Below are 22,042 nucleotides of genomic sequence, written 5' to 3'. Positions count from 1 at the left end.
CACGGCGATCCGGGACGACATCTCGGCGAACCTGGAGGCCGTGGAGGACCTGGAGGACTCCGTCGGGCCGCTGGACCTGGTCCTCGTGGAGTCCGGTGGGGACAACCTCACCGCGACCTTCTCCAAGGGGCTCGTCGACGCGCAGATCTTCGTGATCGATGTCGCCGGCGGCGACGACATCCCGCGCAAGGGCGGCCCCGGCGTCACTACCGCCGACCTGCTCGTCGTCAACAAGACCGACCTCGCGCCGTACGTCGGCTCCGACCTCGGCCGGATGGCCGCCGACGCCGAGGCGGCGCGCGGCGAGCTGCCGGTCGTGCTGCAGTCGCTGCGGAGCGGGACCGGAGTGTCGGAGGTCGCCGACTGGGTGCGGTCGAGGCTCGCGGCGTGGACGGCATGACCGCCACGCTGCCGACCGCGACCGCCGTCTCCACCGCGTCCCCGACGCCGGACGCGACGGCCGGTGTCCGAGCCGCCGCGCGGATCGTCGCCCGGGACGACGGCCGCGGCGGTACCTCCCTGCCCGTGCTGGAGGGGCAGGGGCCGCTCGCCCCGCGGAGGACGCGGGGCAGCGGCGCCGAGGCGCACGTCCTGCTCGTCGGAGCGATGAGCGGACCGCTCGGCGGCGACCGTTTCACCGTCGACGCACAAGTCGAGAGCGGCGCCCGGCTGCGGGTGGGGTCGGCGGCCGCCACGATCGCGTTGCCGGGGCAGGCGCCGGGCGAGGCCCGGTACGACGTACGGCTCACCGTGGCCGACGGCGGCGAACTGCACTGGCTGCCCGAGCAGTTGATCTCCGCACGGGCCAGTGACCTGCACGTCACCACCCGCGTCGACCTGGCCCCGGCGGCCCGTCTCGTGCTGCGCGAGGAGCAGGTGCTCGGCCGGGTGGGGGAGCGGCCCGGGCGGCTCACCAACCGACTCGCCGTCCGGATCGGCGGTCGGTCCGTTCTGGACCAGGAGCTGTGCTGCGGACCGGGCGCACCGGGCGGCTGGGACGGTCCCGCGGTGCTGGCCGGGCACCGGGCCGTGGGGCAGCTCCTCGTGGTGCGGCCGGAGTTCGCACGGACACCGGTGGCGGCCCGGACACTGGGCGAGGGGGCCGTGCTCGTTCCGCTCGCCGGGCCCGCCGCGCTGGTGAGCGCGATCGCGCCGGACGCGCTGCTGCTGCGCCGCCTGCTCGACCAGGCACTGGCCTCGCTCGACCCGGTGGCGTCCACGGAACCAGTACCGGATCTCCGCTGAGCGGAACATCCCACGCCGGTTATCGGATTGGCAAAGAAGGTCAACAACCTCTGTTCTCAGGGACCTCATAGCCGGAAGGATCCGGCGTACCCAATTCGCAAACGATGTACGCGGAGGTCCTACTTGAGGGACATCAGACCGAAGAGCCGGGTCATGGCGCTCGGTTCCGCCGGCGCGCTCGTCACGGCGACCCTGATAGCCGGGGCCGTGTCGGCCCCCGCGGCCAGCGCGGACAGCCGCCACGGCCAGGACCGCGAGGCGTACGGTGCGGCGATCGCCGCGGCCCGCGCCGCCAAGGCCGGGATCGACTGGCAGGACTGCCCCGCCGACTGGGGACTTGCCAAGCCCATCCAGTGCGGCTACGTGTCGGTGCCGCTCGACTACGCGCACCCCTACGGCAAGCAGATCAAGCTCGCCGTCGACCGTATCGGCAACACCGGCACCCCGCAGGAGCGCCAGGGCGCCCTCGTCTACAACCCGGGTGGTCCGGGCGGTTCGGGCCTGCGTTTCCCGGCCCGCGTCACCTCCAAGAACCCGGTCTGGGCCAATGTCGCAAAGGCCTACGACTTCGTCGGCTTCGACCCGCGCGGTGTCGGCCACTCGGCGCCGATCTCCTGCGAGGACCCGCAGGAGTTCGTGAAGGCGCCCAAGATGGACCCGGTGCCCGACTCCGAGGCCGACAAGCTCGCCCAGCGCAAGCTGGCCCGCGAGTACGCCGACGGCTGCCTCGAGCGCACCGGCCGGGACATGCTCCAGCAGATGACCACGCCGAACACCGCCCGCGACATGGACGTCATCCGTGCGGCGCTCGGCGAGAAGAAGATCAACTACCTCGGTGTCTCCTACGGCACCTACCTCGGCGCCGTCTACGGCACGCTGTTCCCGGGCCACATCCGCCGGATGATCGTCGACAGCGTCGTCAACCCGGCCCAGGAGAACATCTGGTACCAGGCCAACCTGGGCCAGGACGTCGCCTTCGAGGGCCGCTGGAAGGACTGGGAGGACTGGGTCGCCAAGAACGACGCCTCGTTCCACCTGGGCACCACCCGCGACGCCGTCCAGGCCAAGTGGCTTCAACTGCGCGCCACCGCGAAGAAGAACCCGATCGGTGGGGTCGTCGGCCCGTCCGAGCTGCTCGGCTTCTTCCAGAGCGCCCCGTACTACGACTCGTCGTGGGTGCCGGTGGCGACGGTGTTCAGCAAGTACTTCGCCGGTGACACGCAGGCGCTCGTCGACGCCGCCGCCCCCGACATGTCCGACACCGCGGGCAACATCTCCTCGGAGAACGGCAACGCGGTCTACACGGCCGTCGAGTGCACGGACGCCAAGTGGCCCACGAGCTGGAAGAAGTGGGACCAGGACAACACGCGGCTGAACGCCAAGTATCCGTTCCTGACCTGGTCCAACGCCTGGATGAACCTGCCGTGCGCCACCTGGCCGGTCCAGCAGCAGACCCCGGTGAACGTCAAGACCGGCAAGGGTCTGCCGCAGGTGCTGATCGTGCAGTCCACGCGGGACGCCGCCACCCCGTACCAGGGCGCCGTCGAACTGCACAAGCGCTTCAAGGGCTCCCGCCTGATCACCGAGAAGGACGCGGGCTCCCACGGCGTCACCGGCCTGGTCAACCCGTGCATCAACAACCGGGTGGACGCATACCTGCTCACCGGCAAGCTGGACGCTGCGGACGTGACCTGCGCTCCGCACGCGACTCCGAAGCCGTAACGAGCGGACGTACGCGGTGAGGGGCGGCTGGCGTGTCCGGCCGCCCCTTCGCCGTACCGCCTCGGGCCCGGGTCCGGGGGTCAACCCAGCGGCGACCGGGGGAACCTGCGTTCCTTCTCGCCCGCGGCGGCGGTCTGCTCGGCCTTGACCACGGCCGCGTACTGGTCGACGTACTCCTGTTCCGACAGCGACAGGATGGCGTACATGATCTCGTCGGTGACGGCCCGCAGAACCGCCTTCTCCTCCTCCATCCCGGCGTAGCGGGAGAAGTCCAGCGGCTTGCCGAAGCGGATGACCACGGGGTGGATCCTCGGGACGACCTTGCCCGGGGGCTGCGCCTCGAACGTGCCGATCATCGCGCAGGGCACGACCGGGACACCCGCCTTGAGTGCCATGACCGCGACGCCGACCTTGCCCTTGTACAGGCGGCCGTCGTGCGAGCGGGTGCCCTCGGGGTAGATGCCGAGCAGCTCGTCCTTGCGCAGCACCCCGAGCCCTTCCCGGATCGCCGCCTGACCCGCCTCCTTCCCTGAGCGGTCGACCGGGATCTGCCCGGCGCTGCGGAAGAAGGCGGCCGTGAGGCGGCCCTTGAGGCCCGGGCCCGTGAAGTACTCCGCCTTGGCCAGAAAGGTGATGCGCCGTCTGAGGATCGCGGGCATCAGGAAGTGGTCCGAGAACGACAGGTGGTTGCCCGCGACGATGGCCGGGCCGGAGTCCGGCACATGCTTCAGCCCCTCGATGCGCGGCCGGAAGATCATCCTCAGCAGCGGTCCCAGCAGCACGTACTTGAGCAGGTAGTAGAACAAGGGGGTCGCTCCTCATCGTGCGGATCCGCCCGACCGTCGCGCTTGTCCGGCGCGTTCTCGCAGGTCAACCTCTGTGCCGTGGGGTGCAAGTGTAAGTGCGGGGGCGGGCGCGCGGAACCGGGCGCGCGGCGCCTGCCCGATCCCGCGCGCCCGCCGACGTACGGTGGGCAGCATGGCCCCTCCGCTTCCGGGTCCGCTGGAACACCTGGCACCGCTGCTCAGCCACTACGGCTACTGGGCCGTGGGTGGCGTGGTCCTCGTGGAGGACTTCGGTATCCCCGCCCCGGGGGAGACGATCCTGATCGCGGCGGGCGTGTACGCCGGTGCCGGTCAGCTGAACGTCGTGGCCGTGGGCGTGATCGGGTTCGTCGCCGCCGTCGTCGGGGACAACATCGGCTATCTGATCGGCCACTTCGGCGGGCGGGCCTTCGTCCATCGCTGGGGGAAGTACGTCTTCCTGACACCGAAACGGTTCGAGGCGGCCGAGCGGTTCTTCTCCCGGCACGGCGGCAAGATCGTCACGGTGGCGCGCTTCATCGAGGGGCTGCGCCAGGCCAACGGCATCATCGCCGGTACCACCGGCATGCCCTGGCACCGCTTCCTCGCCTTCAACGCGCTCGGCGCGGCGCTGTGGGTGGGCCTGTGGGTGACGCTGGCCTACTTCGCGGGCACGCACATCAACGCCGTCTACGGCACGATCCAGCGGTACGAGGGGTACGTGCTCGCCGGTCTGGGCGTTCTCGTCGTCGCGCTGATCGCCCGGCATCTGCTGCGGCGCAGGCGCCGGCGTCAGGAGGGCTGACGGGGTCGGGCGCGCCGGCCGCACGGGAGTGGGTCGCGCAATCACCGAGATGAGGGAGACGGCCGGGCGGCCGGGGCCGGCGCCCATCTCTTTCCCTGGAATACCCCCAGGGGGTATGTTGTTCGGGTCCGGTGAAGCCCTCGGCAGGGGGTCGCATCAGCGTCAGCAGGGGAGAGCGACGATGACACACCCGGCAAGCCCGCAGGAACACCACCATGGGCAGCACGAGCACCACGAGCACCCACAAGGACACCACGGGCATCACCCTGCGGCCGCTTCGGCGGGCGCAGGTGCCTCCTGGCACACGGCCGCGCAGGCGACGCTGCACTGCCTGACCGGCTGCGCCATCGGCGAGGTGCTCGGCATGGTCGTCGGGACGGCGGCCGGGCTGCACAACGCGGCCACCGTCGTCGTCTCGATCGCACTGGCCTTCGTCTTCGGCTACGCGCTGACGATGCGCGGGATGCTGCGCGCGGGCCTCCCCCTCCGGCAGGCGCTCAAAGTCGCCCTCGCCGCGGACACGGTCTCCATCGCGGTGATGGAACTGATCGACAACACCGTCATGGTCGGAGTGCCCGGCGCCATGGACGCAGGCCTCTCCGACGCGCTGTTCTGGGTCTCGCTCGTCCTCTCCCTGGCCCTCGCCTTCGTGCTGACCACACCGGTCAACCGGTGGATGATCGGCCGCGGCAAGGGACACGCGGTCGTGCACGCCTACCACTGACCACCCCGCCCGTGACGCCGGTCCCGCCGGCCGGTGTCACGGGTAGCGGCGGTCGTCCGGGCGCGTCGGCTCGTTCATCCGGCCGGTGTCCGCGCCGCCGTAGCCTCGCGCAGCGCGGTGCGTGTGCCGGTGGTGCGTGGCCGCTCCGGCCATGAGGGTCAGACCCAGGCAGAAGAGCAGGGCGAGGGCGAGCCCGGCGCTGAAGATGGCCAGGGTGCTCATGGTGGCGATGTGGTTGCCGAGCACCGAGACCGTGTAGTCCGGCCCGCCGGACAGGTTTCCGGCGATGGCCAGGCCGGTGAAAGCGGCCGTGGCCGCCAGGAGAAGCAGGCCGAAGAGCAGCATGGGAGTCATCTCCTCAGGAAGTGCCGTCTCTCGCGGCCGGGTACCCGCATTGCCGCCACGCCAACGAGTCGACGCAGGCCCGTGCGCCACTTCGCGTGCCCCTGCGTCCGCTCTCACCCCTTGGTCGTACCGCACGGCGCGCGTCCCATGCGTCGCACGTGGACCGGGCGAGGCCGGTACGGTGCCGCTCCGGTCGGGTACCCGGGCTGAGCAGTGCGGTGAACGGCACCGCAGGACGTGACGAAGGGAGGCGTCATGGCTCAGCACGTACGCGACATCATGACCAGCCGACTGGTGACGGTGGAACCGCAGACCTCGGTCACGGCGACGGCCCAGAAAATGCGCGACGAGGACATCGGAATCGTCCTGGTGACCGAGGGCGACGAACTGCGGGGTGTGGTCAGCGACCGCGACCTGGTGGTGCGCTCGCTGGCGGAGGGCGGTGACCAGGAGCAGCGCACCGTCGCCTCCGCGTGCAGCGCCGACCTCTTCACCCTGACCCCCGACGACGACCTCGACCACGCGGTGCAGCTGATGCGGGAGCACGCCGTGCGCCGCATCCCGGTCGTCGACCATGGTCACCCCGTGGGCATCGTCTCCATCGGCGACCTGGCCATCGAGCGCGACCCGGGCTCCGCGCTCGGGGGTATCAGCTCGGCCGAGCCCAACGAGTAGGCCACGACGTCAGCGGAGCGAGCCGCTGGGGGCGCCCACGTGGGCGCCCCCAGCCGTGCCCGCCGTCGGCATGTGCCGATCGTCGTCGGGCTGCCGGTGTTCCGTCAGGAGGCCAGCACCTTCTCCAGGGAGCCGAGCGCGGAGCGCAGTTCCTCCTCGGTGACGGTCAGCGGCGGGGCCAGTCGGATCGTGGAGCCGTGGGTGTCCTTGACCAGGATGCCCTCCCGCATCAGGCGCTCGCTGATCTCCCGGCCCGTGCCGATCGCCGGGTCGACGTCGACGCCCGCCCACAGGCCGCGCGAGCGGAAGCCCACCACGCCCGCGCCGACCAGAGCGGTCAGCCCTTCCCGCAGGACCACACCGAGCTCGGCGGCCCTGCGCTGGAACTCACCGGTCTCCAGCAGCTCGACCACCGCCGTGCCGACCGCCGCCGCCAGCGGGTTGCCGCCGAACGTCGACCCGTGCTCGCCCGGCCGCAGCACCCCGAGCACCTCGCGGCTGCCCACGACCGCCGACACCGGCACGATGCCGCCGCCCAGTGCCTTGCCGAGGAGCACGACGTCGGGCACCACGTCCTCGTGCTCGACGGCGAGCGTGCGACCGGTGCGGCCGAGGCCGGACTGGATCTCGTCGGCGACGAAGAGACAGCCGGCCCGGCGGGTCAGCTCCCGCACACCGGCGAGGTAGCCGTTGTCGGGGACGATCACGCCGGCCTCGCCCTGGATCGGCTCGATCAGCACGGCCGCCGTGGTCTCGTCGATCGCCGCCTCCATCGCCGCCAGGTCGTTGTAGGGAACGATCCTGAAGCCCGGCGTGAACGGCCCGAAGCCCGACCGAGCCGTCTCGTCCGTCGAGAAGCTGACGATCGTCGTCGTACGGCCGTGGAAGTTGTCCGCCGCGACCACGATCGTCGCCCGGTCGGCGGGGACGCCCTTGACCTCGTAGGCCCACTTGCGGGCCACCTTGATGCCGCTCTCCACCGCCTCGGCGCCGGTGTTCATGGGCAGCACCATGTCCTGTCCGGTCAGCCCCGCCAGCCGTTCGGCGAACTCGGCGAGCCGGTCGTTGTGGAAGGCCCGCGAGGTGAGGGTGAGCCGGTCGAGCTGGCGGTGCGCCGCCTCGACCAGCGCGGGGTGGCGATGGCCGAAGTTCAGGGCCGAGTAACCGGCCAGCATGTCGAGGTAGCGGCGGCCCTCCACGTCCTCCACGAAGGCGCCCTCGGCCCGGGCGACGACCACGGGCAGCGGGTGGTAGTTGTGCGCGAGGACCGGCTCCTCGGCCCGGATCAGGTCGTCGGATGTACGGGTGTGCACGGGTGCGGTCATGAGCGGATCTCCTGGGTGCAGCACTTGATGCCGCCGCCGGCCTTGTGGAACTCCGACAGATCGACGGGGACGGGCAGGTAACCGTGGTGGGCCAGTTGGTCGGCGAGGGCCGTGGCGCCGGGCGAGATGAAGACGTGGCGGCCGTCGGAGACGGAGTTGAGGCCGAAGGCCATCGCGTCCTCGCGGGTGGCGATCACCGCGTTCGGGTAGAGGCGGGCGAGCACCTCGCGGCTGCCCGGCGAGAAAGCCTCCGGGTAGTACGCGATGTTCCCGTCGGTGCCGTCCGCAGCGTCCTCGAGGACGAACAGCGCCGTGTCCAGATGGTAGAAGTACGGGTCCACCAGGGTCAGGCCGATCACCGGCACGCCCAGGAACTCCTGCGCCTCGCGATGGGCCTCGGGGGTGGTGCGGAAGCCGGTGCCGGCGAGCAGCCAGCGCCCGGCCGGTACGAAGTCGCCCTCGCCCTCACACACCGACTCGGGCCGGTAGACGTCGAAGCCGGCCGACTTGAACCACGTGTCGTAGGGAAGGGACTCCGGGCGCCGCTCCGGCGCGCGGAAGAGGGAGCCGAAGACGCGGCCGCCGACGACGACCGCCGCGTTCGCGGCGAAGACCATGTCCGGCAGACCCGGCACGGGTTCCACGGTCTCGACGGTGTGACCGTGAGCGCGGTAGATGTCGACCAGCGCCTGCCACTGGGCCTGGGCGAGCGGGACGTCCACGGGACGGTCCGGACGCATCCAGGGGTTGATCGCGTACTGCACGGCGAAGTGTCTGGGTTCGCAGACGAGGAAGCGCCGCCGGCGCGGCACACGGGTCTCGGGCACAGAGGGGTTCCTCCGATTCCTGGGGTGTCGACTGAGGGTTGACACCAAGGTAGGAAGCGGCGGATACGAACGACAAGCAAAGAAAGCTGCGTGTCTGAGCAGTAATACTGCGTATCCGAGCCGTTCAGCGCACGTCTGCTGCGTCTTCGGGAGCGGGCTGGCTGGCACCGGCCTCGGGGCTGTCCGGCAGCAGATGGGACAGCACCATCACGCTGATCGTCTTGCGGATGAACGGCTCCGTCCGGATCCGCTCCAGCACCTCCTCGAAGTGCTCCACGTCGCGTGCCCGCACGTGCAGCAGCGCGTCCGCACCGCCGGTCACCGTCATCGCCGCGGTGATCTCCGGATGGTTGCGCACCACCTCGGCCAGCCGCCGGGGCGGCGCCGCCCCCTCGCAGTACACCTCGACATACGCCTCCGTGCGCCAGCCCAGCGCCGACGGCTTCACCGTGGCCGTGAACCCGGTGATCACACCCGTCTCGCGCAGCCGGTCCACCCGGCGCTTCACGGCCGTCGCGGACAGGCCGATCTCCGTGCCGATCTCGGCGAAGCTGCTGCGGGCGTTCGCCATCAGGGCGGTGAGGATCTTCCGATCCAGCTCGTCGAAGGGTGCCTGCCTGCTGTTCATGTCGGCACTGTATCCAGCGCGAACGCGCACGTCCGACACATGTCCAGGCATGCCTTTCGCCCCTAGACTCCACGTTCATGCTGCGCGCCCTCGCCGTCGACGACGAACGCCCCTCGCTCGAGGAACTGCTCTACCTGCTGAGCGCCGACCCCCGGATCGCCGGCGTGGAGGGCGCCGGCGACGCCACCGAGGCGCTGCGCCGCATCAACCGGGCCCTGCAGTCCGGCCCCGGCGGACCCGACGCCATCGACGTCGTCTTCCTCGACATCCACATGCCCGGCCTCGACGGCCTGGACCTGGCGCGGCTGCTGACCGGGTTCGCCCAGCCGCCGCTGATCGTGTTCGTCACCGCCCACGAGGACTTCGCGGTCCAGGCCTTCGACCTCAAGGCCGTCGACTACGTCCTCAAGCCCGTCCGCAAGGAACGGCTCGCCGAGGCCGTCCGCCGCGCCGCCCAGCTGCGCGACGCCGCCCCGAGGATCACCGTGAGCGAGCCCGACCCCGACCAGCTTCCCGTGGAACTCGGCGGCGTGACCCGCTTCGTCGCCGTCGACGACATCACCCACGTCGAGGCCCAGGGCGACTACGCCCGCCTGCACACCGGCAGGGGCAGCCACCTGGTCCGCATCCCGCTGTCCACGCTGGAGGAACGCTGGCGCTCCCGCGGCTTCGTCCGCATCCATCGCCGCCATCTGGTCGCACTGCGCCACATCGACGAACTCCGCCTGGACGCGGGCTCGGTGAGCGTGCTGGTCGGCACCGAGGAGCTCCAGGTCAGCCGCCGCCACGCGCGAGAGCTGCGGGAGTTGCTGCTGCGCCGGACCGCGCGCTAGAGGGGACCGTACACCATGCCGCAGGACGCCACCGAACGCCGTGTCGTCGTCACGGGCCCGCCCCGCCGCACCGGCCGGGCCCCGGGTCACTACCCCCCACGCACCGAGATAGACGAGCAGACCACCCTCGGCCACACCTACGTCCGTTCCCTGATACGCAGCCAGCTGCGCGCCGCCCTGGCGGTGTTCGCGGTGCTCGTGCTGCTGGTCGCTCCGCTGCCACTGGTGTTCGCCGCGGCGCCCGAGGCCCGCCGCCTGAGATGGGCGGTCCTCGGTTTCTGCCTCTACGCCCCGCTGGTGCTGCTCGCCCGCTGGTACGTGCGCCGCGCCGAGCGCAACGAACGCGACTTCGTCCGGCTCGTCGAGGACCGCTGAGGACACGCGGCCGTGAACTCCGCCTACACCGTCCCCGCCGTGGCCCTCGTCGTCGTGGCCACCGTCCTGGTCGGCGCCTTCGGCCTGCGCGTGTCCCGGACGACGTCGGACTTCTACGTCGCCTCCCGCACCGTCGGCCCGCGCCTGAACGCGGCCGCCATCAGCGGCGAGTACCTCTCCGCCGCATCCTTCCTGGGCATCGCCGGCCTGGTCCTGGTGCAGGGCCCGGACATGCTGTGGTACCCGGTCGGCTACACGGCCGGCTATCTGGTCCTGCTGCTGTTCGTCGCCGCCCCGCTGCGCCGCTCCGGCGCCTACACGCTGCCCGACTTCGCCGAGGCCCGCCTCGCCTCCCAGGGCGTGCGGCGGCTCGCGGGCGCCTTCGTCGTCGGGGTCGGCTGGCTGTACCTGCTGCCCCAGCTACAGGGCGCGGGGCTGACCCTGGCGGTGCTCACCGGCGCGCCCGACGCCCTCGGCGGCGTCATCGTGGCCGCCGTCGTGGTGGCCACGGTCGCCGCGGGCGGCATGCGCAGCATCACCTTCGTCCAGGCCTTCCAGTACTGGCTGAAACTGACCGCCCTGCTCGTCCCCGCCCTCTTCCTCGTGCTCGCCTGGCAGGGTGACGGCGCGCCCCGCCACGCCTTCGACGAACCGCCCGCCTTCCGCCAGCAGCGCACCGTCCGTGTCGACGGCACCCTCGACCTGCGGCTGGAGCGCCCGCTCACCGTCACCGTCAGCGGCACCGTCGACGGACGTGCCCACCACGGCGGCCGGGTGAGCCTGGCCGCCGGCACCCATCACGTCGAGCGCGGCACCCGCCTCACCTTCGCCCCCGGGACCGCCGTCCCCGGCGCCGGCAGGGCCGGCACCGGCGCCATGTCGTCGCTCGCCGCGGGCCGCGAGGAACGACCGCTGTACGCCACGTACGGCCTGATCCTCGCCACCTTCTTCGGCACCATGGGCCTGCCGCACGTCGTCGTACGCTTCTACACCAGCCCGCACGGCGTCGCCGCCCGCCGCACCACGGTGGCCGTCCTCGGCCTGATCGGCGGCTTCTACCTGCTGCCGCCCCTCTACGGTGCCCTCGGCCGGCTCTACGCCCCGGAGCTCACGATCACCGGGAACGCGGACGCCGCCGTCCTGCTGCTGCCCGACCGGATGATCGGCGGCCTCGGCGGCGACCTGCTGGGAGCACTGGTCGCGGGCGGCGCCTTCGCCGCGTTCCTGTCCACCACCTCCGGCCTGACCATGGCGGTGGCCGGGGTCCTCACCCAGGACGTGCTGCCCTCGCGCGGCCCGCTGCCCGCCCGCGGCGTGCGGCACTTCCGGCTGGGCACGGTGCTCGCCATGGCCGTGCCGCTGGCCGCGAGCGTGCTGGTCGGCGGGCTTCCGGTGGCCGACGCGGTCGGCCTCGCCTTCGCCGTGTCCGCCTCGTCCTTCTGCCCGCTGCTCGTCCTCGGCATCTGGTGGCGGCGGCTCACCCCGCCGGGCGCCGCCGCCGGGATGCTGGCCGGCGGCGGCGCCGCGCTCGTCGCGGTCACCGTGACGATGGCGGGCCTCCCGGACACCGGACCGCTGCACGCCCTGCTGGCCTGGCCCGCCCTGTGGTCGGTGCCCCTGGGATTCCTCACCATGGTGCTGGTCTCGCTGGCCACCCCGGGACGCGTCCCGGCCGGTACGGCGGCCATCCTCGCCCGTTTCCACCTGCCCGAGCAGTTGCGCGCGGAGGTGCAGGCGTGAGCGGTTTCCTCGCCGGGCTGTGCGTGGCCGTCCTGCCTCTCCTGGCCGCCGGATTCTGGTTCGGCCGGCGCACCGCCCACCCGCAGCACCTCGGCGGGCTCGGCACTCCCGTCGAGCACGCCACCTTCCAGACCCTGCACACCGCCTCACTGGCCGCGCCCCCGTTGCGGGCCGGGCTGACCGAGGAGACCGCCCGCAGATCGGCCCGTCGGCTGCGCTCCCTGCTCGGCACCGACGCGCTCTGCCTCACCGACGACACCCAGGTCCTGGCCTGGGACGGGGTCGGTGGCCACCATCGTGCGGAGATCATGAACCGTCTCGCCGGGCCGTTGGAGACCGGCCGCGGTGAGGCGTTCCGGCTCGCCTGCGAGATCCCGGACTGCCCGGTGCGCTGGGCCGTCGTCGCCCCGCTCACCGTGGACGACCGCGTGCACGGCGCCCTGGTCGCCTGCGCGCCCCGCGAGTCGGCCGTCCTGGTCCGCGCCGCCGCCGAGGTCGCCAGGTTCGTCTCCGTCCAGCTGGAGCTCGCCGACCTCGACCGGTCCCGTACCCGGCTGATCGAGGCCGAGATCAAGGCCCTGCGCGCCCAGATCTCCCCGCACTTCATCTTCAACTCGCTGGCGGTGATCGCCTCCTTCGTCCGCACCGACCCCGAGCGGGCCCGCGAGCTGCTGCTGGAGTTCGCCGACTTCACCCGCTACTCGTTCCGCCGGCACGGCGACTTCACCACCCTGGCCGACGAGCTCCACGCCATCGAGCACTACCTCGCCCTCGTGCGGGCCCGCTTCGGCGACCGCCTCGGCGTCACGCTCCAGATCGCCCCCGAGGTGCTCCCGGTCACCCTGCCCTTCCTGTGCCTGCAACCTCTGGTGGAGAACGCCGTCAAGCACGGCCTGGAGGGCAAGACCGGCACCTGCCGCATCCGCATCACCGCGCAGGACGCGGGCGCCGAGGCGCTCGTCGTCATCGAGGACGACGGCGTCGGCATGGACCCCGAACTGCTGCGCCGGATCCTCGCGGGCGAGGACAGCCCCTCCGGCGGCATCGGCCTGTCCAACGTCGACGACCGGCTCCGCCAGGTCTACGGCGACGACCACGGCCTGGTCATCGAGACCGCCCCGGGCGCGGGCATGAAGATCACCGCCCGGCTGCCGAAGTACCAGCCGGGCGTGCACTCCTCGGGACGGCTCGGGCACCTCGCCCAGGACTGACGTTCCTGCGCCGGGGGTCAGGAACCGGGGCTCGGGGACCGAGGATCCGGAGCGAGGGCTCAGGTGCCGTGGGTCACCACCATGCCCAGGGTGATCAGGCCCAGTACGACCCATCCGAACCACAGCCAGCCGTTGCCGCCGAGCGCCACCGAGTAGGCCGTCACGGCGACGAGGGCGCCCACGGTGAGCACCCCCATCGCCTTCGTGGAACCGTCCGTCGAACCGGGCATTGCGACACCCTCCTCCTGGTCCGTCTCCCTTCCATGGTGCCCCGGTTCCACCGTTCGAGCGGTGGCTGTGCGGGGGAAAGGACCCGAGGACTCGAAGAGGTGTTCAGTTCCCGCGTGCCTGGAGCGAGGCCAGATAGGCGTTGTACGCCTCGAGTTCCTTGTCGCCGTCGCGGTCCGCCGCCCGGTCCTTGCGCTTGGCCTGCCGCTGCTCGGAGCGGTACCACTGGAACAGCAGCGCCAGCAGCACCAGGACGGAGGGGACCTCGCTGAACGCCCAGGCGATGCCGCCGGCCGCGCTCTGGTCGGTCAGGGCGTCGATGCCGAGGGAGGCGGGCGGGTGCTTGAAGGTGTCCACCATGGGCGTGGACCCCATCATCAGCGCGATGCCGAAGAACGCGTGGAACGGCATGCCGGCGAACAGCTCCAGCATGCGCATCAGGTAACCCGGGCGGTTGGGGCCCGGATCGATCCCCATGATCGGCCAGAAGAACGCCACGCCTACCGCGAGGAAGTGCACCATCATCGCGACGTGCCCCGCCTTCGACCCCATCAGGAAGTCGAACAGCGGTGTGAAGTACAGCGCGTACAGGCTCGCGATGAACAGCGGGATGGTGAACGCGGGGTGGGTGATGACCCGGACGTAGCGGCTGTGCAGCAGGGCCAGCAGCAGCTCGCGCGGCCCCTTGCGGCCCCGGCCCGCCACCGGCAGGGCGCGCAGCGCCAGGGTGATCGGGGCACCTAGCAGGATCAGGATCGGCGACAGCATGCTGATGACCATGTGCTGCACCATGTGCACGCTGAACATGACCATGCCGTAGTCGTTCAGCTTGGTGCACATCATCAGCGCCACGGTCAGCACACCGACGACGTACGCGACGACGCGGCCCACCGGCCAGGAGTCACCGCGCCGCCGCAGCCGCACCACGCCCCAGCCGTACAGGCCGAGGCCGACCAGACAGGCGACGAGGAAGAACGGGTCGGCGGACCACTCGAGGCCGCGGCCCAGCGTGAACGGCGGCAGGTCCATGGTCATGCCATGCCCGCTGTGATCCATCCGCCGGCTCCTGATTCGTGGGGGTTGTGCGCTGTCTGACCGCAGCTGTGCGTGTCCGCAGCCGTCTGTCCGCACCAGAGTAGAACCGCCCCCGGCCGCGACGGCGACCGGGGGCGGTTCGGGTACGGGTGTGGTGTGTGGCCTACAGCACGCACTCCGCCTCGGCGTACCGGTCCGCGGGGACCGTCTTGAGGGTCTCCACGGCCTCCGCCAGTGACACCATCACGATGTCCGTGCCCCGCAGCGCGGTCATCCGGCCGAACTCCCCGCGGTGCACGGCCTCCACCGCGTGCCAGCCGAACCGGGTGGCCAGCACCCGGTCGTACGCGGTCGGGGTGCCGCCGCGCTGGACGTGCCCGAGGATGACCGGCCGGGCCTCCTTGCCCAGGCGCTCCTCCAGCTCCAGGGAGAGCTGCCGGGCGATGCCGGCGAACCGCTCGTGGCCGTAGACGTCCTTGCCGCCCTCGTCGAAGTCCATGGTGCCGGGCAGGGGCTTGGCGCCCTCCGCGGCCACGACGATCGCGAACCGCTTGCCCGCCGAGAACCGCTCGCCGACCTTCTTCGCCAATTCCTCGATGTCGAACGGACGTTCGGGTACGACGATGGCGTGGGCGCCGGCCGCCATGCCGGACTGCAGTGCGATCCAGCCGGTGTGGCGCCCCATGACCTCGACGATCAGCACCCGCTGGTGGGACTCGGCGGTGGTCTTCAGCCGGTCCAGGGCCTCGGTGGCGACGGTCACAGCGGTGTCGAAGCCGAAGGTGACGTCGGTGACGGCGATGTCGTTGTCGATGGTCTTCGGTACGCCCACGATGGGCAGGCCGTTGTCGGAGAGGAGCCGGGCCGCCTTGAGCGTGCCCTCGCCGCCGATCGGGATGATCGCGTCCAGACCGAGCTCCTGGACATGGCCCCTGGCCCGCTCCACACCGTCCCGCAGGTGCTCGGGGCGGACCCGGGAGGAGCCGAGGATCGTGCCGCCGCGCGCCAGGATGCCGCCGACCGCGTCGAGGTCGAGCTTGAGGTAGTCGCACTCCAGGAGGCCCTTCCAGCCGTCCCGGAAGCCGATGACCTCGTCGCCGTGGTCGGCGACGGCGCGGTGCACGACGGACCGGATGACGGCGTTCAGGCCGGGGCAGTCGCCGCCGGACGTGAGGACACCAATGCGCATAGCCCGAACAACCTTCTCCACATGGGCACGGGACCGGACCGCGCTGTCCGGCTCGATCCCCGCCACCCTAGCGGCACCAGGGGGGAGGTCCGAACTGTGCGTCCGCCTGCTGGACGGGGCCGCTCACCTGTGCGGAAGGCCCGTCAGACGGGCTGGTTGCGCCGTGCCGACGGGCCTGGGTGCGCGAGGTCGTACGAGCCGCGGAAGGAACCTCCCCCGCGCCCCTCGACGGGGCGCGGAGGACCTGCCCGGGCTGCCGCGCAACGGTGTCTACGCAGGCTGCTGCGCAGCGGTGTCTACGCAGGCTGCTGCGCAGCCGCGATGCGCTCGTTGCGGAGGGCCTCGTACCAGCGGTCGTCGATCGGCGGCAGCGCGTTGACGTCGAGCGCCAGCTTCAGCAGCAGGTCCGCGATCTGCGGGTTGCGGGCCAGCACCGGCCCGTGCATGTACGTGCCGAAGACGGTGTCGTTGTACGCGCCCTCCGTACCGTCGCCCGTGCCGTTGCCCTTGCCGATGCGCACCTGGGCGAGGGGGCGGGCGGTCGGGCCGAGGTGGGTGACGCCCTGGTGGTTCTCGAAGCCGGTCAGCGGAGGCAGGCCGAGACGCGAGTCGATGTCCGCCAGCACGTCGCCGACGCACCGCTCGCCCTCGCCGCGCACCGACACCACGTCGAGCAGCCCCAGGCCCGGCTCGCGCTGGCCGAGGTCGTTGACGAACTCGTGGCCGAGGATCTGGTAGCCGGCGCAGACCGAGAACACGATCGCCCCGTTCTGCACGGCCTGGTACAGGTGACCGTCGCGGCGCAGCCGCTCCGCCGCCAGCCGCTGCGGCCGGTCCTCACCGCCACCGATCAGGTAGATGTCGCCGGAGGTCGGGATCGGCTGGTCGCTGCGCACGTCGAGGCGGGCCACGTCCAGGCCGCGCTGCCGGGCCCGGCGCTCCACGACGAGCGCGTTGCCCTGGTCACCGTAGGTGCTCAGCAGGTCCGGGTAGATCCACACCAGCCGCAGTTGGTTGTCGCTCATGAAGTGGTCCTCCGTGGTCAGTTGCCGACGCGGCGGCGCAGGTCCTGGAACGCGGTGTAGTTGGCGATGACCTCGATCCGGCCCGGCGGGGCCTGCTGCACGGCCTGGTCGAGGTTCTCGCAGACCTGGAAGTGCTGGTTCGCGACCTCCAGACGGACCGCGAGGTCCAGCTTCCGGTCACCGATCACGAAGAGCGGGTGGCCGGTCAGGCGCGTGTAGTCGACGTCCCACAGCCAGGAGGTGTCCGTGCCGTCCGCGCCGCGCGCGTTCACCGACAGGATGACCGGGGTGGGCGGCGGGTCGATCAGCGAGAACGTCTCCAGCCAGCCGGCCGGGTTCTTCGCCAGCAGCAGGCGCAGGTCGCGGCCCTGGAACTGCACCACGTCGTAGCGCCCGGCGACCGCCTGCACCTGGTACATCCGCTCCAGGGCGACCTGCGGCGGCACCCCGAAGACGGCCGCGACGGCCGCCGACGAGGCGGCGTTGGCCTTGTTGGCGCGGCCCGGCAGTTGCAGGTGGATCGGCCAGGCCGAGCCGTGCGGGTCGAGCACGTGGTCGCCGGAGAGCGCCCAGCTGGGGGTGGGCCGGCGGAAGCCGCACTCGCCGCAGAACCAGTCGTCCCCGGGACGCTGCATCACGCCGCCGCAGGACGGGCACGACCAGGCGTCGTCCTTCCACATCTGCCCGGCGGCCACCCAGATGACGTTGGGCGAGGAGGACGCGGCCCACACCACCAGCGGGTCGTCGCAGTTGGCGACGACCACGGACTTGGAGCCGGCCAGACCCTCACGCCAGTTCTCGGCGAGCATACGGGTCTCGGCGGCCCGGTCGAGCTGGTCGCGGGAGAGGTTGAGCAGCGCGATGCACTTGGGGTCGGTGTCCCGGGCCACGCCCGCGAGGTACTTCTCGTCGACCTCTATCACGGCGAACTTCGCGTCCGAGCCGCCCGCCAGCGCCGAGGTGATACCGGCCGGCATGTTGGCGCCGAGCGCGTTGGACACGACCGGGCCGGCGGCCCGCAGCGCCTCCGCGATGAGCCGGGTGGTGGTGGTCTTGCCGTTGGTCGCCGAGACCAGGACGACGTCCAGGTTCTGGGCGAGCCGGCCGAGCAGGTCGGGATCGAGCTTGAGGGCCACCCGACCGCCGATCACCGAACCGCTGCCGCGCCCCGCGGCGCGCGATGCCGCAGCGACCGCCTTGCCCGCGGTCACGGCCAGCTTGGCCCGCGGCGTGAGCGGGTCCGAGTTGCCTGCCATCAGTTCTCGATCCTCCTTGCGTACGCGCCGCGCGTGAGCCATCCGGCAACGTGGTGTGGGCCTCAGCCTATCGAGATCCGATCGTGCTCCCGAATCCCGGCACCGTCACGGCGCCCGCGCGCCCTTCGCGCGTGCACCAGGACCGTACCCTTGCCGCCATGCGACACGGCTCGATCCCGGGCGCCCGCGGGCGCGTCCGGCCCCTCACCCTGCTCCCGGACCCGGTGCTGCACGCGCCCTGCCGGGAGGTCACCGACTTCGGCCGGGAACTGTCCGCGCTCGTGGAGGACTTGTTCGCCACGATGTACGCGGCCCGTGGCGTCGGCCTGGCCGCGAACCAGGTGGGGGAGCCGCTGCGCGTGTTCGTCTACGACTGCCCCGACGACGAGGACGTACGTCACCTCGGTCACGTGGTGAACCCGCGCCTTGTGGAGGCCGACGGCGTGGTGGTCCGAGGTCCGGAGGGCTGTCTGTCCCTGCCGGGGCTGGAGGCGGGCACCGAACGCCACGACCACGCGGTCGTCGAGGGCTTCACGGTGACCGGAGAGCCGGTCACCGTGCACGGGACGGGCTTCTTCGCCAGGTGCCTGCAGCACGAGTGCGACCACCTGGACGGCGGCCTGTACGTGGACCACGTGACGGGGTGGCGCAGGCGCAGGCTGCTCAGGCAGGCGGCGAAGGCGCCCTGGAACCGTCCTGGCCCGGCGGGCTCGCGGAACGGGGGTTCCTAGGACCTCCTAGAACCCCGGGCCGCCCATCCTGTCCCCGGCCGCCGCGAGGCGGCCCCACAGGAGGTCGGCGAGACTGCGCACCAGCTCCGCTCGGGAGCAGGGGCGCTCGCCCAGCCACCAGTCACCGGCCGCGTGCATCATGCCGACGATGCCGTGGCCCCACACACGCGCCAGCTGCTGGCTGTTCGGGCCCAGGTCCAGGCGCTCCTCGATGACCTGGGCCAGCTCCTCGCCCATACGGCGCAACAGCGGGGCGGAGTGTTTGCCGACGTCGAATCCCTGGTCGGTGCCCTGGCCGCCCTCCGCCGGATGCATGAGGAACCGGTAGACCTGCGGACGGGCCTCGATGGCCGCGAGATAGGTGTCCAGCGTCGACTCCACCCGTTCGCGCCGGTCCGCGGGGGCGTCCAGGGCGGCCCGCAGCGAGTCGAGCAGGGCGTCGGTGTGCCGTTTGGCGAGGGCGGCGTACAGGCCGCCCTTGTCGCCGAAGTGGCGGTAGAGGATCGGCTTGGTGATGCCGGCCTCGGCGGCGATGGCGTTCATCGATGCCTGCGGGCCGTCGCGCAGCACCACCCGGTCGGCGGCCTCCAGCAGCTCGCGCCGTCGGCGGTCGGCGGACCGCTGCTGATCGGTCCGCTGCGTGGTGTCCATGAGCTCTCCCCACCCGTGCTGATTCGGTGACGCCTGCGCAAACTAACACTGACCGGCCACCGGACATCGAACGGGCTGCCGAGGAGACCGGAGGATTTGACTTTCCCTACTGGCCGGTAACACAGTACCGTTACCGCAAGTAACACGCATGTGCACTGGAGGGGACATGGCCGAGTTCACCATGGAGCTCAACGACGAACAGAAGGAGGTCCGGGACTGGCTGCACGGCTTCGCCGCCGATGTGATCCGGCCCGCGGCCGCCGAATGGGACGAGCGTGAGGAGACTCCCTGGCCGGTCATCCAGGAGGCCGCCAAGGTCGGCATCTACTCCCTCGACTTCTACGCCCAGCAGTACTTCGACTCCACCGGCCTCGGCATCCCCATGGCCATGGAGGAGCTGTTCTGGGGCGACGCGGGGATAGCCCTGTCCATCGTCGGCACCGGCCTCGCCGCGGTGGGAGTCCTCGCCAACGGCACCGAGGAGCAGATCGGCACCTGGATCCCGCAGATGTACGGCGACCCCGACGACGTCAAGGTCGCCGCCTTCTGCTCCTCCGAGCCCGACGCCGGCTCCGACGTGGGCTCCCTGCGCACCCGCGCGGTCTACGACGAGGCCAAGGACGAGTGGGTGATCAACGGCACCAAGACCTGGGCCACCAACGGCGGCATCGCCAACGTGCACGTCGTCGTCGCCTCCGTCGACCCCGAGCTGGGCTCCAAGGGCCACGCCTCCTTCATCGTCCCGCCGAACACCGCCGGCCTCGCCCAGGGCCAGAAGTTCAAGAAGCACGGCATCCGCGCCTCGCACACCGCCGAGGTGATCCTGGACAACGTGCGCGTCCCCGGCTCCTGCCTGCTCGGCGGCAAGGAGAAGCTGGACGAGCGCCTGGCCCGCGCCCGGGAGAGGGCGACGAAGGGCGGCGAGCGCGTGAAGAACGCGGCGATGGCCACGTTCGAGGCCTCCCGTCCCGCCGTCGGCGCCATGGCGGTGGGCACCGCCCGGGCCGCGTACGAGGTCGCCCTCGACTACGCGAAGACGCGGGAGCAGTTCGGCCGGCCGATCATCGACAACCAGGGCGTCGCCTTCCAGCTCGCCGACATGCGCACGCAGATCGACGCGGCCCGGCTGCTGGTCTGGCGCGCCTCGTGGATGGCGGTCAACGGCAGGCCCTTCACAGCCGCCGAGGGCTCGATGTCCAAGCTCTTCGCCAGCGAGACCGCCAAGAAGGTCACCGCCCAGGCCATCCAGATCCTCGGCGGCAACGGCTACACGCGGGAGTACCCGGTGGAGCGGATGCACCGCGACGCGGCGATCTACACGATCTTCGAAGGCACCAGCGAGATCCAGCGGCTGGTCATCGCCCGCACGATCTCGGGGACGCCGATCCGCTAGCGGATCACCACGCCGAGGCCCTCTGGTCCGCCCGCCGCCGTCGACCTACCGTGGTCCACACGTGTCACCGGCATCGAGGGGGGACCTTGGCGACGAGCGCGAAGCAGCAGATCGATGAGGCGGTGCGCAAGCACCGGGACATGTCGGGCGCCAAGGGGGCCGCGGCGCACCCCGCGTCCAGGGCCGAAGCCGACCGCTCGGTCGCCCTGGCCCTGGCCCAGAGCAACATGGAACTGGCCGCGGCCCTCCAGGGCCTGACCGAGGCGCTGGGCAGGAACCAGGGCGAGTTCAAGAAGACCATCGCCTCACTCGCCGCCAAGCTGACCGAGCTCGCCAACCGCTGAGGAGCGCGCCGTGTCAGGGTGCCCCGTCCGTCACACACGGGCGGGGCACACCTGGCTCATCAGGCTCAGTGGTGCCTGAGCGGCGTCAGCTGCTCGATGTCGTAGCGCCGGCGCAGTTCCTCGATCGCCGCGTGGTCCGGCGGACCTCCGTTGTCCAGGATCTCCAGCAGTTCCTCGAAGTACCGCTCGTGGTCCGGGGGCGGGGACGCCTGGAAGAACATCTTCGCCGGGGTCTGTGTCGGGTTGGCGAACGCGTGCGGGCAGCCCGGCGGCACGACGATGACCGTGCCCGGGGTCGCCCGCACCACCCGCTTGCCCGAGGAGGACACCCACTTCTGCCAGTGGTCGGGGGTCCGGATCCGGGGCTCGAAGGCGAGCACGTCCAGCTCGCCCTCCAGCACGTAGAACAACTCCTCGCTGCGGGTGTGCACATGGGCGCCCACGTCGAACCCCGGCGGGACCTCCACCTCGAAGGTGGAGGCCGTCCGCGAGTGCGAGCCGGTCACCTTGAACGTCACGCGCTGGGCGGCCGTCTCGACGACACGGCCCTGGCCCGGCGGTACGAGCAGCCCCTCGGTCGCGGTGGGCGAGGGATTCTCGACCGCCGGGGTCGAGCCGTTCACGACCGCTGCGTACGGAGGCTCATTCGTCGCCGTCATATCGGCTCACCACGTCACGGGCAGGGCCTCGGGCCCGCGGATCAACGCGCCCTTCCTGAAGGGCACCTGACCCGGCGGCACCGAAAACCGCAGCCCCGGCACCCGGTCGAGGAGGGCGTCGACCAGCAGCTGCGCCTCCATCCGGGCCAGTTGGCCACCCGGGCAGTAGTGCGGGCCGAAGCCGAACGCCACATGGGGGTTCGGACTGCGCGAGAAGTCGATCTCGTGCGGGTCCGCGAAGACGTCCGGGTCGCGGTTGGCGGCCAGGTAGGA

The 22,042-nt window shown here is 71.5% G+C and carries 26 protein-coding genes; 13 read left to right on the top strand and 13 right to left on the bottom strand.

What is annotated here, in order from left to right; translation table 11 throughout:
* From BZY54_RS37395 to BZY54_RS37385, 3 genes are all read left to right on the top strand, one after another.
* The coding region (locus tag BZY54_RS37395) for a GTP-binding protein (protein WP_143668210.1) at positions 1-400 on the top strand (400 nt) is incomplete at its 5' end.
* Entirely contained in the window at positions 397-1,245 is an 849-nt protein-coding gene (locus tag BZY54_RS37390) for an urease accessory protein UreD (RefSeq protein WP_086729773.1), read from the top strand. The genes BZY54_RS37395 and BZY54_RS37390, both read left to right, overlap by 4 nt.
* A 153-nt stretch (positions 1,246-1,398) precedes the next feature.
* Positions 1,399-2,967, top strand: a complete 1,569-nt coding sequence (locus BZY54_RS37385) for an alpha/beta hydrolase (protein ID WP_086729771.1) — start codon at positions 1,399-1,401, stop codon at positions 2,965-2,967.
* An 80-nt stretch (positions 2,968-3,047) separates the two neighbouring features.
* On the opposite strand, the gene BZY54_RS37380 is transcribed toward BZY54_RS37385, so the two are convergent.
* Positions 3,048-3,773, bottom strand: a complete 726-nt coding sequence (locus tag BZY54_RS37380; RefSeq protein WP_086729769.1) for a lysophospholipid acyltransferase family protein — start codon at positions 3,771-3,773, stop codon at positions 3,048-3,050.
* A 172-nt stretch (positions 3,774-3,945) separates the two neighbouring features.
* On the opposite strand from BZY54_RS37380, the gene BZY54_RS37375 reads away from it, so the two are divergent.
* The gene (locus BZY54_RS37375; protein ID WP_086729768.1) at positions 3,946-4,575 is read left to right on the top strand and encodes a DedA family protein; all 630 of its coding nucleotides are present in this window, start codon (positions 3,946-3,948) and stop codon (positions 4,573-4,575) included.
* 181 nt (positions 4,576-4,756) lie between these two features.
* A complete protein-coding gene (locus BZY54_RS37370; protein ID WP_086729766.1) occupies positions 4,757-5,299 on the top strand; it encodes a DUF4396 domain-containing protein in 543 nt (180 codons plus the stop codon).
* 36 nt (positions 5,300-5,335) lie between these two features.
* On the opposite strand, the gene BZY54_RS37365 is transcribed toward BZY54_RS37370, so the two are convergent.
* Positions 5,336-5,644 (bottom strand): hypothetical protein, encoded by a 309-nt coding sequence (locus BZY54_RS37365; RefSeq protein WP_086729764.1) that lies wholly within the window; start codon positions 5,642-5,644, stop codon positions 5,336-5,338.
* Positions 5,645-5,899: 255 nt separating this feature from the next.
* Here BZY54_RS37365 and BZY54_RS37360 point away from each other — a divergent pair, with 255 nt between their 5' ends.
* Positions 5,900-6,319 carry a CBS domain-containing protein gene (locus BZY54_RS37360; RefSeq protein ID WP_086729763.1) on the top strand — a complete coding sequence of 140 codons (420 nt, stop codon included), beginning with the start codon at positions 5,900-5,902 and terminating at the stop codon, positions 6,317-6,319.
* 104 nt (positions 6,320-6,423) lie between these two features.
* Here the strand turns inward: BZY54_RS37360 and rocD are convergent, their stop codons facing one another.
* The 3 genes from rocD to BZY54_RS37345 all read right to left on the bottom strand — a co-directional run bounded on the left by rocD (position 6,424) and on the right by BZY54_RS37345 (position 9,099).
* On the bottom strand, positions 6,424-7,644 hold the full coding sequence (gene rocD, locus BZY54_RS37355) for an ornithine--oxo-acid transaminase (RefSeq protein ID WP_086729761.1): 1,221 nt from the start codon (positions 7,642-7,644) through the stop codon (positions 6,424-6,426).
* Complete coding sequence (gene ddaH / locus BZY54_RS37350) at positions 7,641-8,471, bottom strand: dimethylargininase (protein WP_086729759.1); 831 nt, start codon at positions 8,469-8,471, stop codon at positions 7,641-7,643. Before ddaH ends, rocD begins: the two co-directional genes overlap by 4 nt.
* Before the next feature lie 124 nt (positions 8,472-8,595).
* The gene (locus BZY54_RS37345; protein WP_086729757.1) at positions 8,596-9,099 is read right to left on the bottom strand and encodes an Lrp/AsnC family transcriptional regulator; all 504 of its coding nucleotides are present in this window, start codon (positions 9,097-9,099) and stop codon (positions 8,596-8,598) included.
* 77 nt (positions 9,100-9,176) lie between these two features.
* On the opposite strand from BZY54_RS37345, the gene BZY54_RS37340 reads away from it, so the two are divergent.
* From BZY54_RS37340 to BZY54_RS37325, 4 genes are read left to right on the top strand one after another with little or no spacing between them, the layout of a single operon-like run.
* Entirely contained in the window at positions 9,177-9,932 is a 756-nt protein-coding gene (locus BZY54_RS37340; protein WP_086729755.1) for a LytR/AlgR family response regulator transcription factor, read from the top strand.
* Between the two features lie 15 nt (positions 9,933-9,947).
* The gene (locus BZY54_RS37335; protein ID WP_086729753.1) at positions 9,948-10,307 is read left to right on the top strand and encodes a hypothetical protein; all 360 of its coding nucleotides are present in this window, start codon (positions 9,948-9,950) and stop codon (positions 10,305-10,307) included.
* A gap of 12 nt (positions 10,308-10,319) precedes the next feature.
* Positions 10,320-12,047, top strand: coding sequence for a sodium/solute symporter (locus BZY54_RS37330; RefSeq protein WP_086729751.1), 1,728 nt, complete (start codon positions 10,320-10,322; stop codon positions 12,045-12,047).
* Positions 12,044-13,258, top strand: coding sequence for a sensor histidine kinase (locus BZY54_RS37325; RefSeq protein ID WP_086729750.1), 1,215 nt, complete (start codon positions 12,044-12,046; stop codon positions 13,256-13,258). The genes BZY54_RS37330 and BZY54_RS37325 overlap by 4 nt, the downstream gene beginning before the upstream one ends.
* Before the next feature lie 59 nt (positions 13,259-13,317).
* Here the strand turns inward: BZY54_RS37325 and BZY54_RS53985 are convergent, their stop codons facing one another.
* The 5 genes from BZY54_RS53985 to BZY54_RS37305 form a co-directional block, all read right to left on the bottom strand.
* Positions 13,318-13,488, bottom strand: coding sequence for a hypothetical protein (locus BZY54_RS53985; RefSeq protein ID WP_244217523.1), 171 nt, complete (start codon positions 13,486-13,488; stop codon positions 13,318-13,320).
* Positions 13,489-13,591: 103 nt separating this feature from the next.
* Positions 13,592-14,542 carry a cytochrome c oxidase assembly protein gene (locus BZY54_RS37320; RefSeq protein ID WP_086729748.1) on the bottom strand — a complete coding sequence of 317 codons (951 nt, stop codon included), beginning with the start codon at positions 14,540-14,542 and terminating at the stop codon, positions 13,592-13,594.
* Positions 14,543-14,684: 142 nt separating this feature from the next.
* The gene (locus BZY54_RS37315) at positions 14,685-15,710 is read right to left on the bottom strand and encodes a 6-phosphofructokinase (RefSeq protein WP_086729746.1); all 1,026 of its coding nucleotides are present in this window, start codon (positions 15,708-15,710) and stop codon (positions 14,685-14,687) included.
* Positions 15,711-16,006: 296 nt separating this feature from the next.
* Positions 16,007-16,735: a type 1 glutamine amidotransferase gene (locus BZY54_RS37310; RefSeq protein ID WP_086729744.1), complete on the bottom strand. Its 729-nt coding sequence runs from the start codon at positions 16,733-16,735 to the stop codon at positions 16,007-16,009.
* A gap of 17 nt (positions 16,736-16,752) precedes the next feature.
* Positions 16,753-17,991 carry a MurT ligase domain-containing protein gene (locus tag BZY54_RS37305; RefSeq protein WP_086729743.1) on the bottom strand — a complete coding sequence of 413 codons (1,239 nt, stop codon included), beginning with the start codon at positions 17,989-17,991 and terminating at the stop codon, positions 16,753-16,755.
* Positions 17,992-18,149: 158 nt separating this feature from the next.
* Between BZY54_RS37305 and def the strand changes: the two genes are divergently transcribed.
* Positions 18,150-18,722: a peptide deformylase gene (def, locus tag BZY54_RS37300; RefSeq protein WP_167414138.1), complete on the top strand. Its 573-nt coding sequence runs from the start codon at positions 18,150-18,152 to the stop codon at positions 18,720-18,722.
* A gap of 6 nt (positions 18,723-18,728) precedes the next feature.
* On the opposite strand, the gene BZY54_RS37295 is transcribed toward def, so the two are convergent.
* Positions 18,729-19,373: a TetR/AcrR family transcriptional regulator gene (locus BZY54_RS37295; RefSeq protein WP_086729742.1), complete on the bottom strand. Its 645-nt coding sequence runs from the start codon at positions 19,371-19,373 to the stop codon at positions 18,729-18,731.
* Positions 19,374-19,539: 166 nt separating this feature from the next.
* Between BZY54_RS37295 and BZY54_RS37290 the strand changes: the two genes are divergently transcribed.
* On the top strand, positions 19,540-20,766 hold the full coding sequence (locus BZY54_RS37290) for an acyl-CoA dehydrogenase family protein (protein ID WP_086729741.1): 1,227 nt from the start codon (positions 19,540-19,542) through the stop codon (positions 20,764-20,766).
* A gap of 86 nt (positions 20,767-20,852) precedes the next feature.
* Positions 20,853-21,110, top strand: coding sequence for a hypothetical protein (locus BZY54_RS37285; RefSeq protein WP_086729740.1), 258 nt, complete (start codon positions 20,853-20,855; stop codon positions 21,108-21,110).
* Positions 21,111-21,175: 65 nt separating this feature from the next.
* Here BZY54_RS37285 and BZY54_RS37280 read toward each other — a convergent pair whose 3' ends face one another.
* Complete coding sequence (locus BZY54_RS37280) at positions 21,176-21,733, bottom strand: cupin domain-containing protein (RefSeq protein ID WP_086729739.1); 558 nt, start codon at positions 21,731-21,733, stop codon at positions 21,176-21,178.
* A gap of 42 nt (positions 21,734-21,775) precedes the next feature.
* Positions 21,776-22,042: cytochrome P450 (locus BZY54_RS37275; RefSeq protein WP_143668209.1), on the bottom strand; the 267-nt coding region annotated here is incomplete at its 5' end.

The organism is Streptomyces carpinensis (assembly GCF_002154505.1).
Classification (GTDB): domain Bacteria; phylum Actinomycetota; class Actinomycetes; order Streptomycetales; family Streptomycetaceae; genus Streptomyces; species Streptomyces carpinensis.
The sequence above is the reverse complement of the archived record's forward strand: the minus strand, read 5'-3'. Positions and strand labels throughout refer to the sequence as shown.

What these genes read in the sequence shown, in the direction of transcription:
- BZY54_RS37390 (WP_086729773.1), top strand. Translation starts at nt 397, where the DNA reads ATGACCGCCACGCTGCCGACCGCGACCGCCGTCTCCACCGCGTCCCCG.
- BZY54_RS37385 (WP_086729771.1), top strand. Translation starts at nt 1,399, where the DNA reads ATGGCGCTCGGTTCCGCCGGCGCGCTCGTCACGGCGACCCTGATAGCC.
- BZY54_RS37375 (WP_086729768.1), top strand. Translation starts at nt 3,946, where the DNA reads ATGGCCCCTCCGCTTCCGGGTCCGCTGGAACACCTGGCACCGCTGCTC.
- BZY54_RS37370 (WP_086729766.1), top strand. Translation starts at nt 4,757, where the DNA reads ATGACACACCCGGCAAGCCCGCAGGAACACCACCATGGGCAGCACGAG.
- BZY54_RS37365 (WP_086729764.1), bottom strand. Translation starts at nt 5,644, where the DNA reads ATGCTGCTCTTCGGCCTGCTTCTCCTGGCGGCCACGGCCGCTTTCACC.
- BZY54_RS37360 (WP_086729763.1), top strand. Translation starts at nt 5,900, where the DNA reads ATGGCTCAGCACGTACGCGACATCATGACCAGCCGACTGGTGACGGTG.
- rocD (WP_086729761.1), bottom strand. Translation starts at nt 7,644, where the DNA reads ATGACCGCACCCGTGCACACCCGTACATCCGACGACCTGATCCGGGCC.
- BZY54_RS37345 (WP_086729757.1), bottom strand. Translation starts at nt 9,099, where the DNA reads ATGAACAGCAGGCAGGCACCCTTCGACGAGCTGGATCGGAAGATCCTC.
- BZY54_RS37340 (WP_086729755.1), top strand. Translation starts at nt 9,177, where the DNA reads ATGCTGCGCGCCCTCGCCGTCGACGACGAACGCCCCTCGCTCGAGGAA.
- BZY54_RS37335 (WP_086729753.1), top strand. Translation starts at nt 9,948, where the DNA reads ATGCCGCAGGACGCCACCGAACGCCGTGTCGTCGTCACGGGCCCGCCC.
- BZY54_RS53985 (WP_244217523.1), bottom strand. Translation starts at nt 13,488, where the DNA reads ATGCCCGGTTCGACGGACGGTTCCACGAAGGCGATGGGGGTGCTCACC.
- BZY54_RS37320 (WP_086729748.1), bottom strand. Translation starts at nt 14,542, where the DNA reads ATGGATCACAGCGGGCATGGCATGACCATGGACCTGCCGCCGTTCACG.
- BZY54_RS37315 (WP_086729746.1), bottom strand. Translation starts at nt 15,710, where the DNA reads ATGCGCATTGGTGTCCTCACGTCCGGCGGCGACTGCCCCGGCCTGAAC.
- BZY54_RS37310 (WP_086729744.1), bottom strand. Translation starts at nt 16,735, where the DNA reads ATGAGCGACAACCAACTGCGGCTGGTGTGGATCTACCCGGACCTGCTG.
- BZY54_RS37305 (WP_086729743.1), bottom strand. Translation starts at nt 17,991, where the DNA reads ATGGCAGGCAACTCGGACCCGCTCACGCCGCGGGCCAAGCTGGCCGTG.
- def (WP_167414138.1), top strand. Translation starts at nt 18,150, where the DNA reads ATGCGACACGGCTCGATCCCGGGCGCCCGCGGGCGCGTCCGGCCCCTC.
- BZY54_RS37295 (WP_086729742.1), bottom strand. Translation starts at nt 19,373, where the DNA reads ATGGACACCACGCAGCGGACCGATCAGCAGCGGTCCGCCGACCGCCGA.
- BZY54_RS37290 (WP_086729741.1), top strand. Translation starts at nt 19,540, where the DNA reads ATGGCCGAGTTCACCATGGAGCTCAACGACGAACAGAAGGAGGTCCGG.